We start from the raw sequence: 13,597 nt of genomic DNA on the forward strand, positions 1-13,597 counted from the left end.
AGAATGCGCGATTACCCCCCACATGCGAAAACGGCGGCCTCGGCCGCCGTTCCTGTGAGCTACGCGCTGCCGCCGTCGCAGCCGCCGGCCTGGGTGGGGATGTTCAGCAGATGGATGAAGGCCTTGCCGTTCCAGCGCCACAAGCGGTCGCAAAAGCCCGCCGAGCCCACGCGCAGATCATGCACGCCCGCCGACACATCCCGGGTGCGGCGCACCTCGGCGGCCGGCATGCCCAGATTGGCGCGCAGGCGGCCCCCGCCGTCGCGGACGAAGACCCAGACGGAAGCGCCGGCCGCGCCCGAGGTGCAGCCATTGCCGCCGCGCACCCATAACTGCTCTTGTCCGCCGTCGCGTTCGAAATGGCCATTCAATGGGTAAGGATCGTCGCAACCGTTCGGGCCGACGAATCCCGCTTCACCGTCCTGCGAGACATAGCGCATGTCCAGCTGCGCCAATACATCTTGCAGATCGACATCCGACAGCTTGCGCCCCTTGCCGAACAAGGCCTCGTTGGCATCGGCCGCCGGCGTGTCCGGCCCCTGGACCTGCGCCTCGCGCTCCGGCCGCGTCGGCAGGCCGGCGCGCACCCGGCAGTCGACATCGGCGCAAACATATTCCCAACGACGGCGGTCGAAGCGGAAATCGAAGCTGGCCAGCTGCTTGCCTTTGCCGTCGCGGACAATCGCCGACAGGGGATAGGCCGCGGCCTCGCCCCGGGCGCTGTCGAGCTGGTAGGCGAACTTCAGCCCGGCGACGGTATCGGCGTCGCGGCCGAACACGTCGCCGCCGATTGCCACCACCTTGTCGTCCTTGGACGCGTAAAACTGCGGGAAATCCTCGGATGCGTCGCGTCCGGCAGCGAACCAGCCCATATAGCCATCGCGGGACAAACGCAGCAGCTGCGCCTGCTCGGGACCGGCGGCGCGGCGATTGAGAAAATCCAGCTCGCGGCTGCCGGCGATAGGCGCCAGGGTATCGGCGTCGGCGACGAAGGCGCCGGCCAGACCGCTCAGGTCTTCGTCGCGCGCGGCGTCTTTGCTGCCGCTGGCGAACAGATACAGCCGGCGTTCGCCGCCGGACACGACGCGGTCCAGCGCTACTGGCCGCAGGCAGTAATCGCCGCCGTCCTCGCGCAGATAATGCCAGCAGTCCCGCTGCGGATCGCGCTGCTCGCTGCCGTAAGCGCGATTCATGATGGCCGCCGCCAGCCTCCGCGCGGATGCGTCGGCCAGCGCCAATCTCTCCACTTTGACCTGATCGCCGCCTCGCAGCAGCAAGCCTCCGGCCAGGATCGCGGCCGCCAGCGCGACGCCGCCAGCGGCCAGGCGCAGCCTGGTCTTCCTTTCCATCCACATCCCCTTCACTGCCGCAATGTCCCGCGGACCCATCGGGTCCGAATCTTTTTTTCATTCGGGGCAATATTACCAACTCGCCTCGTTTTTTCCAGCGCCATGAAAAAAGGGAGCCGAAGCTCCCTGGTTCCTCACCCGCGCGAATCGTTCAAATGCGCGCGAAAGCCCTGCCGGCGGCCGCGAGAGTTTGTTCGATCATGCCGTCGCTGTGCGCGGCGGAAACGAAGCCGGCCTCGTAGGCGGACGGCGCGAAGTAGATGCCCTCGTCCAGCATCGCGTGGAAGAAGCGCTTGAAGCGCTCGATGTCGCAACCGGTGGCTTCGGCATAGGACTTGGGCGCCTTGTCGCTGAAGTAGAAGCCGAACATGCCGCCGACGCTGTCGGTGGACAGCGTGACGCCGGCTTTCCGCGCTTCTTCGGCCAGGCCTTGGGCCAGGCGCGCGGTGCGCTGTCCCAGCGTTTCGTAGAAGCCGGGCTGCTGGATCAGTTTCAGCGTCGCGAGGCCGGCGGCGACGGACAGCGGATTGCCGGACAGGGTGCCGGCCTGGTAGACGGTGCCCAGCGGCGCGATCTTGCCCATGATGTCGGCGCGGCCGCCAAAGGCCGCCAGCGGCATACCGCCGCCCACCACCTTGCCCAGCGTGGTCAGGTCCGGCGTGACGCCGTGCAGGCCCTGGGCGCAGCCCTTGGCCACGCGGAAGCCGGTCATCACTTCGTCGTAGATCAGCACCGCGCCGTGTTGCTCGGTCAGGCTGCGCAGCGCCTGCACGAACTCGGCCGACGGCTGGATCAGATTCATATTGCCGGCGATAGGCTCCAGGATCACGCAGGCGATCTTGTCGCCGATCTCGGCGAAGGTGCGCGCCAGCTGCTCGACATCGTTGTATTGCAGCACCAGCGTGTGCTTGGTGAAGTCGGCCGGCACGCCGCCGGAGGACGGGTTGCCGAAAGTGAGCAGGCCGGAGCCGGCCTTGACCAGCAGGCTGTCGGAATGGCCGTGGTAGCAGCCCTCGAACTTGACGATCAGGTCGCGGCCGGTGAAGCCGCGCGCCAGGCGAATCGCGGTCATGGTCGCCTCGGTGCCGGACGATACCAGCCGCACCTGCTCGACGGACGGCAGCAGCTTGCAGATCTCCTCGGCGATCACCACCTCGCCCTCGGTCGGCGCGCCGAAGGACAGGCCGCCGACGGCGGCATCCTGCACCGCCTTCACCACCTCGGGATGAGCATGGCCGACGATGGCCGGGCCCCAGGAACCAACGTAATCCAGATACTGTTTGCCGTCGGCGTCCCAGAAATAGGCGCCCTCGGCGCGGGCGACGAAGCGCGGCGTGCCGCCGACTTGGCCAAAGGCGCGCACCGGCGAATTGACGCCGCCTGGGATCACTTGCTTGCCACGTTCGAACAGTTCCAGATTGCGGGACATGAGGTTTTCCTTGTCTGGCGGCGCGGGCCGCGCCGCGGAATATGGGGATGCGCGGCGGAGCGTTCGGGTGCCGCCGGACGCGGTCATTCTACATGATCGCCGGCCCGACCGGGACCGCCGCCGGCCCTCGCCCTCCGCTGTTCCGCCGCGGCCGCCGCCGGGGAGTCCTGCACGATGCGCCCTTGCTCCAGCACCACCACCCGCTCCGCCATGGCGATGGTTTCCGGCCGGTGGGCGACCAGGATGCGCGTCATGTCGATATCCCGCACCGCAGCGTTGACCAGCTGCTCGTTCCATACGTCCAGGTGGCTGGTGGCTTCGTCCAGCACCAAGAGCCGCGGCTGCTTGTACAGCGCCCGCGCCAGCAGCACACGCTGCTTCTGGCCGCCGGACAGGCCGGAGCCGATGTCGCCGACCAGGGTGTTGTAGTTCATCGGCATCGCCATGATTTCGTCGTGGATGGCGGCGAAACCGGCACAACGGCGGATGCGCTCTTGGTCCGGCTGCGGATCGAAAAAACAGATGTTGTCGGCGATGGAGCCGGAGAACAGCAGATCGTCCTGCATCACCGTGCCCAGCATCTGGCGATAATTGCCCAGGCCCAGCTGCCTGAGCGGCACGCCGCCCACCAGCACCTCGCCCTCGGTCGGCTCCATCAGACCGAGGACCAGCTTCAGCAGCGTGGTCTTGCCGCAGCCGGAGGCGCCGGTGACGGCCAGGCACTGGCCGGCCGGAATCGCCAGGCTCAGTTCGCGCAGCACATAGGGCTCGCTGTCGGAATAACGGAAGGAAACATTGCGCAGTTCGATCGCCGCCTGGACATGGGCCGGATCGATCTCGACGTCGTTCAGCTCCGGCTCCGGCTCGGTCAGCAGGATGTCGGCGACGCGCTCGCCGTGCAGCCGCAGCATGCGCAGCTCGAACAGCTTGTCGATCAGCGCGGCGATGCGCTGGCTGAACTGGTCCTTGTAGCTGAGGAAGGCGAACAGCATGCCCACCGAGAAGCGGCCATCCATCACCGCCAGCGCCGCCAGCCACACCACCACCACCCGCTCGGCGTTGAACAGCAGCGCGTTGGCGGTCTGGAACGACAGGCTGAGCCGGGCGATGCGCAGGTCGGCGTTGAACTGCTCGGCCAACGCGTTCATCCAGCCGATGCGCCGCTCCTCCTGGCGGCCGAACAGCCTCACGCTCTGCGCGCCGCGCGCCGACTCGATGAAATGGGTATTCTGCCGCGACGCGTGGATGATCTGCTCGGCCGTCGCTTCGCGCAGCGCGCGGAAGATGCTCCAGCGCAGCAGCGCGTACAGCGCCACCGCGATCAGGCTCACCATGGCCAGCGGCGCGCTGTACAACAGCATCACGATCAGCGTGGCGATCACCAGCAGGCCGTCTATCACCCCCTCCACAAACTGGGTGGTCAGGCTTTTCTGTATGGTCTGGATCGAGCCGAAACGCGAGGTGATGTCGCCCAGGTGGCGCTTCTCGAACCACGGCAGCGGCAGGCGCATCAGGTGGGCGAAGGCGTTGCCCAGCCACTGGAAATTGAGGCTGGTGGCCAGCGCCGTGGTTGCCCAGGAACGCACCGCGCCTATCAGCGTCTGCAACAGCACCAGCAGCAGAAAACCGATGCCCAGCACGGTGATCAGGTCGCGGTCGGCCGCCACCAGCGCCTCGTCCACCACCCACTGCAGATAGAACGGCGCGGCCAGCGCGCATACCTGCAGCGCCAGGCCCAGCAGCAGCAACTGGAGCAAGCCGCCGCCCAGGCCGTCCACCCGGCCCATCAGCGACAGCAGGCTGAACTGCAGCTTCTCCTCGGTCTTGCGGAACGAGGTGTCCGGCGTCAGCTCCAGCGCCACCCCGGTGAAATGCTTGGACGCCTCGTCCAGGCTCAGCTTGCGCTCGCCCACTCCCGGATCGTGAATGACGATGTGTCGCGCCGCCACCTGTTTCAACACCACGAAATGGTTCATGTCCCAATGCAGCACGCAGGGCAGCTTCAACTGCGGCAGGTGCTGCAGGTCCAGCTTCAGCGGCCGCGACGCCAGGCCCAGCCCCTGGGCCATCGCGATCAGGCTCTTCAGCGTGCTGCCCTTCAGCGACACCGAGAAACGGCGGCGCATATTGGCCAGGTCGATGCGGTGGCCCCAATAGCCGGCCACCATCGCCAGGCTGGCCAGGCCGCATTCGGCAGCCTCGGTCTGCAGCAGCAGCGGCAGCCGGCGGCGGCCCCAGAATCGCAAGGTCGGTTGCTGATGGCTCATCTCACACCTTTCCGCTGATGCTGTAGAGCGGCTCCAGCACCCATTCGTACAGCTTGCGCCGCTCCAGCAGCACGCTGGCGTCCAGCGCCATGCCGGCCTTCAAGGACTGGTTCTGGCCGTAGGTGATGACGCTCTGGCGCTCCAGCTTCACCCGCACCCGGTACAGCTGCTCGCCGGAACCGCCCTGGCCGCCGGGCAGATACAGCTCCTCCGGCCGCAGCGCGCTGCGCGACACCTCGCGCACCGTGCCCTTGAACTGGCCGAACTTCTGGTAGGGATAAGCCTGGTAGCGGATCAGCACCGCCATGCCCGGCTTGACGAAGCCGGCGGCGCGCGACGGCGCGTACAGCTCCGCCTCCAAGGGCGAGCCGGCCGGCGACAGATTCGCCAGCGTCTGTCCTAACGCCACGGTCTGGCCAGCCTGGGCGGCGATGCCGCTGACCATGCCGGCTTGCGGCGCGCGCACCAGCAATTTGCGCTTGGCTTCGTTCTCGGTCAGGTCCTGCTCCAGCTCCGCCATGCCTCGCTGCGCCGCCGCCTCGTCGCGTTTGGCTTGCAGCTGCAGGTCGCCCAGATCGGACAAGGCCGTGTCGTGGTCGCTCTGCAAGGCGGCGCGGCCGCGCTGCAGGTCGGCCAGCTTGGTCTGCTGGTCTATCACTTCCGCCTGCTTGTCCTGCAGCGCGGCGGCGGAAATGAATTGCGACGCCAGCAGCTTGCGGTTGCGTTGCAGCGTTTCCTCGGCCAGCGCCACCCGCCGCCGCTGCAGGCCGATCTGTTCGTCCATCCGCTGCAGCTCGCGCGCCAGGTCGTCCGCCTTGCGCCGCAGCGTCTCCTGTTTTTGCCTGGCCTGCATGCGCAGCATCGCCTGGTCGCCTGCCAGGCTGTCGCGCCGCGATTGCAGCAGCGCGGTGATCTCGCGCCCGGCGTCGCCGCGGGTGGCGCTCTCGCGCTCGTTGCCGAGCACGAACAGCACGTCGCCGGCCCGCACTTGCTGACCCTCGCGCACCTTCACCTCGGCCACCACGCCGGACTGTGCCGGCTGCAGCCGGATCAGGCCCAGACTGGGCAGCAGCACGCCCGGCACCTGCGCCTTGCGGGTATAACTGGCCAGGGAAAAGAACAGAACGATGGCGATGGCGATCAACGCGAACACGCCAGTCAGCCAGGCGAAGCTGGCGGGACGCAGCAGCACGATGCGGCCATAGCGCCGGTCTGAGGCGTGGCTGAGAGCGGCGGAACGAAAAAGTGGCACGGATAGGACGCCTTTGGTAGGCATGCCGCGCCGCGGCATGCGGAGATTAGACACTCTATCATCAATTCCATTGGCATTTTAAGCGACAAGAAACTCGACCCGACACTCCAACTCCATAACGTTTGGACGGCCGCCGCGGCAACTTGGTCTTCTTCTTTAAATTCTCATTACGGACTACATGCGCGCCACACTGTCCATTAGGACTGGCCGATAACCGTCATTTCGAACAAGTTCCGCCTCCTCCATCGGCAATAACCATGCTGGGCAAGGATTACTGATCTGTTGCGCGATGCAGACAAGCCGTCCCGGTTCCGCCGTTGCCGCGCATCCGTAATCGCCCGGGTTGTTCCCCCATCGGCGCCGTCCAATAGTTCACTGTCATCAATGGAATGATCCATACCTCTTCTCCCATCGGCCATCGCCAGGCTGCGGGATCCATATGATGACGCGTTCGGGCCGACCACTGTCGACCCCCACACACGCAAAGGAGAAGCACCATGCAAACCGACAAGCAAGTGGAGCAGACCGAACTGGATCAGGACCAGGAAATCGCCGACATCCTCGGCATCACCGTCCTGTCCCCGCTGGAGGAAGCCGCTGTTTCCGGCGGCGAGGTACAGCACGAGGATCACGATCACGTCCACAAGGCGCAATGATCCATGCCAGGCCGGCTCACCCATCATTGAGCCCGCCTTGAGGAACACCGTTCCGATGCCCGCCCCCTCGCGGGGCCGGGCGCTCCGCCCCCTGCTCAGCCGACCGCCATTCGAGGAATGCATGCGATGGACAGACACGCTCCAAACTTCAGCGACGCATGGTGGGAGGACTTTCTACAAGAGTCCAGGCAACTGAGCAGCCCCATCGTGTTCAAGGCCGCTCTCGGCCAGAGCCATGTCGTGGCATTTCGGCAGGCCGTGCTGGACATCCTCGCCACCCTGGCGAACCTGCGCACCAATCGTTATGGCCTCCGCATATACGCGGCGGGCCGGCTGCTGGGCCGCGATGAAATGGAACGCATCTACGACAATCCTCCACAACCGGGCGAAAGCCTGGAGGACTGGAGCGGCCGGGTATTTCCCGACACGCCCTTCGGCATCATTCTCAACGCCGGAGAGAAATTCCACCACGAGCTATCGCGCGACATCGCGCGGATGCTGGCGCCGCTGTTCGAGAAAATCGGCCTGCCGCGGGACGGCGTCCAATTCAGCATCTTCATTGGCAATTACGACAAAACCCCGCTCGGCATACATCAGGACCGGCGCGGCGAAAACGTCATCCATTTCCATGTCGGCCCCGGCGCCAAAACCATGTACCTGTGGGACCCGGAGCAGTACCGCGGGCTGACCGAAGCAGCAGGCATGGACAAACGCGACTTTTCCGCATTGCGCCCCCACGCCAGGACCTTCCACTTCGAAACCGGCGACCTGTTCTTCATGCCGGAAGGCACTTTCCACATCGGCGCGCAGAGCGAATTGTCGATAGGCATCACCGTCTGGCAATACACCCATACCAACCAGGCCCTGGCCGAGAGTCTGCACGCCTTCCTGCTCAAGCAGATAGCCGGACCGCCGGACGAAGCCATCGTCCATGACCCCTCGCCGCCGAATCAGGCCGGCGGTCTGGACGCCGTCCTCGCCGCGCGCCACCTGCCGGAAGAGTACCGCGCATCGAATTACGAACAGCTGCTGCGCAAGGCCTATCTGGACTGGCGCCATTGCCTGGCCAGCAACGCCGGCTATCGCAATTCGCCCTTTCCTCTGGAGCCAGCAGCCCCGCTGACCCGATCCGACCGGGTGCAGGCGGAAACTCCGTACCGCATCCTGACGCGGGATACGATGCCAGGCCGGATGGCCGTCTACGTGCGCGGCAACAAGCTGGAAATGAACCGCCATCCCGGCCTGATCTCATTGCTGGACAGGCTGAATCAGGGCGAAGCCTGCGTCGTGGCAGACCTGCTGGGCCTGTTAGACCCGCGCTGGCCAGACAAGATAGGCCTGCACCTCCTGGCCGAGCTGCTCCGCTGGCGCGGCATCCGCCGGCTGGACCCGCCATCGGACTGACCGCCTTCCCCCACCCGCGCCAGGGAGCCAAGCATGTATCACCCCCGCGAGAATGAAACGATAGACGACAGCCTCACTCCGGACCGCTTGCGGCAACAATTCGATGCCGACTGGTGGACCGGTTTCCTCGCCCGAACCGAGCAGATGAGCCAGCCCTGCGTCTTCGATGACGCGCTGGACGCCAGCCAGGCCCGCGTCATGCGCCGCCAGGTGCTGGACATCCTTGCCGAGCTCGGCCAGGTGCACAAGGCGAAATACGGCTACCGCCTGTGGCTGGACGGCCTGAAGGTCGATGAACTCGACGAGCACTTCGCCCTGCATCCGCTGCCGCGCGAGAATGTGGAAGATTGGGTGGGGCGCGCCTTCGGCGAACGCAAGTTCGGCATCATCCTGAACCGCGGCGAGAAGTTCAGCCCCGGCCTGTCCCAGGCGATCGCGCACATTCTGGAGCCGGCGTTGAAGACGATAGGCATGCCGACCGAAGGCATCCTGTTCACCGTGTTCATCGGCAATTACGACATGACGCCGCTGGGCATACACAAAGACTCTCCCGGCAAGAGCGTGATCCACTTCCACCTCGGGCCAGGCCCTAAAACCATGTACACCTGGCGCGACGACGACTATGTCACTGCGCCCGGCGAGAAACGCCACAACAATCGGGACATCGCGCCTCACCTGCCCAGCGCCGTCCGCCACACCTTCGGCGAGGGCCAGCTCTACTTCATGCCGGAAAACATGTTCCACCTGGGCACCCAGGACCAGCTGTCCATCGGCATCGCCTGCTGGTTCTACAACCGCTCCGACCACGACTTCGCCTGTGAACTGCTGCACCGCGTCCGGGAAGCCCATCTGCGGCCATCCGAGATCATGCTAAAGGCCGACCGGCGGCCGATAGACGATATCGGCGCCGTCGAATCCGCGCTGTCGCTGCTGGCGTTGCCGAGCGACGGCGATCTGCGCGCGCTGATGCGCGATGTCTATCGCGACCTGCGCTATTCGCTGTTCAGCAATGGCGGCTACCGCAACAGCCCTGTGCCGCGCGAGGACAAGCCCGCGATGCATGCGGACAGCCGCGTCGCCATCGAACCGCCGTACCGGATGCTGTGCCGCCCGGCGCCGGAAGCCGGCCGCCTCGAACTCTATGTGCGCGGCACCAAGATCTCGCTCGGCAGCTTCCCGGAGCTGGAGGGCATCGTCGACCGGTTGAACGGCGGCGGCAAACTCGCCGTCGGAGACATCGTCGCCATGGTCGACGACCCGCTGGCCGAAAAGAAAGTCCACTACCTGCTCGGCCTGCTGCACCGTTATCGCGGCATCGCCGTCACGCCGGGCTGATTGCGGGCCGATTCCGGCACATCCTTTGCCATGCGACCGATCCGGGCTTGATGTCGCAAAACTAGCAGCCTGAGCCACTTAGGAGACGCATATGAAGAATCAGAGCTTGCAAACCATGCTGGACGAGCTGGGCGAAGAATCGTCCTCGACCATGCACGAAATCGCCGACCAGGACCTGGAATTCGTTTCCGGCGGCGAAATGGAAGAGGATCCGACGCAATGCGACTCGGGTTATGTCAGATGTGACAAGGGCTTCTCCGGCTAAGGCAGTCCCAGCCGGCTGATCGCGGCAGGCAGGATCCGGCGCGCCGCGCGAAGCGGGAAAACACGCGATGCGCCCTTGCAGCCCGCCGCTCCGAAACGACAAAGGCGGCCCGCCCCAGGCCATGGCAGTGGCCGGACCGCCTGCGTCGCCCGCATGGCCTTGCCGTTCCGATGACCTGGGAGAGCCAGCATGCATGGCGAATACGTTCTGTCCCGATACCTGATCGCCTCGGACATCGTCAGTCCGGCCCACCATCCCGATCCTTCCCGCCTGCTGTTCGCCAGCCGGACCGGCAAGTCGCTGCTGGTCAAGGAAAGGATCTACCGCAGCCTGCTCGCCGGCGAGTTCGACCGTATCGATCAGGCGACGCTGCTGCAATTGCGGGCCGACGAGGTGCTGGTCCCGCCCACTAGCGACGAATTCCTGGACCTGCTGGAAAAGAACCAGCGCGGCATACGCGAAACCCATACCCTCAGCCTGACATTGCAGCCTACCGCCAATTGCCAGCTGGGCTGCGGGTACTGCGGCCAGCAGCACGTCAAAAAGAATCTGGATGACGACACCTCCGCCCGCATCGTCGCCCGCATCATGGACACGCTGCGGCGCAAGTCCTACACCAGGCTGGCGATCAACTGGTATGGCGGCGAACCCATTCTGGCGCTGAAACAGATAGAGGACATCAGCGGCCAGTTGATTGAACAATGCGGGCCGGCCGGCGTCCATTTCTTCGCCTCCATGGTCACCAACGGGCTCAGCTTCAAACCCGACGTGTATCTGCGCCTGCAGCGACAACGCGTCAACAGCTTCCAGATCACGCTGGACGGCATCGGCGACACCCACGACCTGATGCGGCCGGTCAAGGCCGGCGGCGGCAGTTTCGACATCATCCTGCAAAATCTGGTCGACGTGACCGGCATGCCGGAATTCAGCGCCAACCGCAGCGGCATCACGATCCGCATCAATATCAACCGCCACAACCAGGACAAGGTTGCCGATCTGATAGACCTGCTGGCCGATCGGGGGCTGGCGGCGCGCAATGTGGGGCTGGATTTTCGCCCGGTGGTGGATTGGGGCGGCAACCAGGCCGACCGCGACAGCCTGGCGGCGGCGGACTTCGCCGCGCGGGAAATAGACTGGACGGCGCATGCGATCCGGCGGGGTTTTGAATTCGACCGCATCCTGCCGGCCCGCTCCATCGCGCCCTGCATGGTGGTGATGCCCGACGCCGAGGTCTATGACGCCTACGGCAATATCTACCCCTGCTACGAGTTTCCGTATACGCCCAAATACGATGCGCCCCAATACAAGATCGGCCACATCCGCACCATAGACCAGGCGCGCAACGACAAGGCCGTTACCCGCGAGTGGTACGCCGACATCCGGACCGGCCTGTCGCCCTGTCCCCGTTGCCCGCTGTTTCCGGTATGCGGCGGCGGCTGCGCCAAGCTGTGGTACAACGGCGAAACCGGCTGCCCGTCATTCAAGCTGAACCTGCCGGAACGACTGGTGCTGGACTACTGGATGCGCCGACGCAAGCGCAGTGCGCAAGCGGAGCCGGCCACTGCCGGCTAGCCTCCAGCGCCATGCCGCCCCTTCACCCCATGCGCGTCGGCGAGCCAGGCGGGACTGCGGAAGCGGATCGGCGTGTGGCATCGCCGCATGGTCTTATTCCGCATGCCCATAGCCTTCCTCCAGCAGAGCGGAGGCTCGGCCGACTGCTTGTTGTGATGTTGAGACACCCCGCCGCGACAAGATCATCGTCATATTCATGCGCATTGACAAAGTCGATCGCAACTTGCAAAAGTAATGACAATGACATTGAGAAAACATAATCCTCGAATTAATCAGATTCCGTCACATTTATTGACATGATTCTGGTCTCCCTGCCCTTTTAGCTAAATCGGCCCTCTATTTTGACAGGCTGGCCGCGCGATTCAAAATTTGCCCAGGCATGATTTGCCTAGGTAGATGTGGCAGTAACGGAAAAGTTGTCCGTCATAACAACTTACATCACTAGAGGAAAAACCATGTCGAATCAAAAGCAAGTTGCCGACTTCACCAAAGAAGAAGACATCAAGGACTTTCTGGGTATCCAGGTCCTGACTCCCGCGGAAGAAATCTCTGTTTCCGGCGGCCGGCTTGAGGTGGAGCAGCAAGAGCAACAACAACAGCAACAAGACTAATGCCGCAAAGTGAGGAATCGCCCGGGCACCCCAGCTGATTCCAACACTTGAAAGCAAGCTGCGATATGAGGTTCTATATCGCGCTTGCTTTCGACCAGGCTGTCCCTCACCGCAGTATCGAACCACTTATCTCTGGAAAGACTACAGTGACTGAATCCGAAAAAAAAACTCACAATACAGAATTCAGCAACACCTGGTGGGACAAATTCATTACTCAAACCGACAGTCTCAACAAGCCGGCTGTAATAAAAAACGCCATCAGCCAGAACAGAGTGGAATCATACAAACAGAGCGTGATGGGCATACTGTCCCAGCTTGGCAAACTAAAAACCACCCAGTTCGGGTATCGGGTTTACGTTGAGGGCCGGCAATTGGATTTCGAAGAGATGGAGAATTTCTTCGAACTTGCGCCTCAGGATGCGGAAACATTGGAACAGTGGACGGATCGCGTTTTTGGCGGCAAGAAATTCGGCATCATTCTTAACTCCGGCGAAAAATTCGATCTGGCATTGACAAGCGAGATAGCCATTTGCTTGTCCCCATTTTTTGAGAAAATAGGGTATCCGCGCGGCGGAGCCCAGTTCACCATCTTCGTCGGCAACTACGACAAGACCCCTCTTGGCATACACCAGGATAAAAGAGGGGAGAGCGTCATGCACTTCCATCTTGGCCCCGCCGGCAAGACCATGTATGTCTGGGAGCCCAAGCAGTATCGCGACCTTCTGGCGACGCACGGCTTTACCAAGAAAAATTTCAATGAGCTGCGGCCATACGCGGAAGAGTATCAATTCGAAAGCGGCGACATCTATTACATGCCGGAAGGCACTTACCATATCGGCCAGCAGGATGCCCTATCCATCGGCATCACTATCTGGCGCTACAACCATACCGATGACCATCTGGCGAAACATCTGCATCAGCGCATCATCAAGCAGATTCCCGTTGAAACCACCGACGATTTCCAATACGACACCACCCCGCTCGACGACACCAGCGGGATTGACCACATCGTCGAAAAATACCAGGTTGCCGATGAGTACAAGCAGCTGAGCTACAGCGAGCTGCTCAGGAAAACCTATCAAGACTGGCGCTACTGCGTGCATAGCAACGCCGGCTACAGGAACGCGCCCTTCCCGCGGGAAGACCGCGTCAGTCTTGCGCTGCAGGACCGGATTCAGATTGAAAAACCGTACAAGATCTTGCTGCGCGAATCCATCGCCACCGAGAAGATGTATATCTATGTCCGAGGCCACAAAGTCGAATTCAGGTACTTCTCCTGCCTGATTCCATTCATCGCGAAGATCAATGACGGCGAGATTCTTCGCGTGGACGCCTTGCTGAATTTGCTGGACGCGAGTTGGAGCCCCAATATCGGGATCTATATCCTGGGCGAACTGCACCGCTGCCACGGCATCAGGATCGTCGACGCCGCGGCGTAGGCAAACCGCCGCTTGCGC

Annotated in this window: 11 protein-coding genes; 7 read left to right on the top strand and 4 right to left on the bottom strand. The window is 63.4% G+C overall.

Features of this window, described 5'->3' with window-relative positions; all coding sequences use genetic code 11:
- Window positions 1-59 precede the first annotated feature (59 nt).
- The 4 genes from VL52_RS00730 to VL52_RS00745 form a co-directional block, all read right to left on the bottom strand.
- A complete protein-coding gene (locus VL52_RS00730; RefSeq protein ID WP_144410131.1) occupies window positions 60-1,349 on the bottom strand; it encodes a hypothetical protein in 1,290 nt (429 codons plus the stop codon).
- A 151-nt stretch (window positions 1,350-1,500) separates the two neighbouring features.
- On the bottom strand, window positions 1,501-2,778 hold the full coding sequence (hemL, locus tag VL52_RS00735) for a glutamate-1-semialdehyde 2,1-aminomutase (protein WP_046155268.1): 1,278 nt from the start codon (window positions 2,776-2,778) through the stop codon (window positions 1,501-1,503).
- A gap of 83 nt (window positions 2,779-2,861) precedes the next feature.
- Entirely contained in the window at window positions 2,862-5,045 is a 2,184-nt protein-coding gene (locus VL52_RS00740; RefSeq protein ID WP_046155269.1) for a peptidase domain-containing ABC transporter, read from the bottom strand.
- Between the two features lies 1 nt (window position 5,046).
- Window positions 5,047-6,297: an HlyD family secretion protein gene (locus VL52_RS00745; RefSeq protein ID WP_052729044.1), complete on the bottom strand. Its 1,251-nt coding sequence runs from the start codon at window positions 6,295-6,297 to the stop codon at window positions 5,047-5,049.
- 497 nt (window positions 6,298-6,794) lie between these two features.
- Between VL52_RS00745 and VL52_RS24925 the strand changes: the two genes are divergently transcribed.
- From VL52_RS24925 to VL52_RS00765, 7 genes are all read left to right on the top strand, one after another.
- On the top strand, window positions 6,795-6,953 hold the full coding sequence (locus tag VL52_RS24925) for a hypothetical protein (RefSeq protein ID WP_021478864.1): 159 nt from the start codon (window positions 6,795-6,797) through the stop codon (window positions 6,951-6,953).
- A 126-nt stretch (window positions 6,954-7,079) separates the two neighbouring features.
- Window positions 7,080-8,357, top strand: a complete 1,278-nt coding sequence (locus VL52_RS00750) for a hypothetical protein (protein WP_046155270.1) — start codon at window positions 7,080-7,082, stop codon at window positions 8,355-8,357.
- Between the two features lie 33 nt (window positions 8,358-8,390).
- The gene (locus tag VL52_RS00755; RefSeq protein ID WP_144410132.1) at window positions 8,391-9,692 is read left to right on the top strand and encodes a hypothetical protein; all 1,302 of its coding nucleotides are present in this window, start codon (window positions 8,391-8,393) and stop codon (window positions 9,690-9,692) included.
- A 91-nt stretch (window positions 9,693-9,783) separates the two neighbouring features.
- The gene (locus VL52_RS24930) at window positions 9,784-9,957 is read left to right on the top strand and encodes a hypothetical protein (protein WP_021478861.1); all 174 of its coding nucleotides are present in this window, start codon (window positions 9,784-9,786) and stop codon (window positions 9,955-9,957) included.
- Window positions 9,958-10,146: 189 nt separating this feature from the next.
- Window positions 10,147-11,529, top strand: a complete 1,383-nt coding sequence (locus VL52_RS00760; protein ID WP_046155272.1) for a radical SAM/SPASM domain-containing protein — start codon at window positions 10,147-10,149, stop codon at window positions 11,527-11,529.
- Between the two features lie 455 nt (window positions 11,530-11,984).
- Window positions 11,985-12,140 (top strand): hypothetical protein, encoded by a 156-nt coding sequence (locus VL52_RS24935; RefSeq protein ID WP_160298900.1) that lies wholly within the window; start codon window positions 11,985-11,987, stop codon window positions 12,138-12,140.
- Between the two features lie 146 nt (window positions 12,141-12,286).
- Window positions 12,287-13,579, top strand: a complete 1,293-nt coding sequence (locus tag VL52_RS00765; RefSeq protein ID WP_046155273.1) for a hypothetical protein — start codon at window positions 12,287-12,289, stop codon at window positions 13,577-13,579.
- The last annotated feature ends 18 nt before the right edge of the window (window positions 13,580-13,597 follow it).

Origin of the sequence: Chromobacterium vaccinii, assembly GCF_000971335.1 — a bacterium.
Classification (GTDB): Bacteria; Pseudomonadota; Gammaproteobacteria; order Burkholderiales; family Chromobacteriaceae; genus Chromobacterium; species Chromobacterium vaccinii.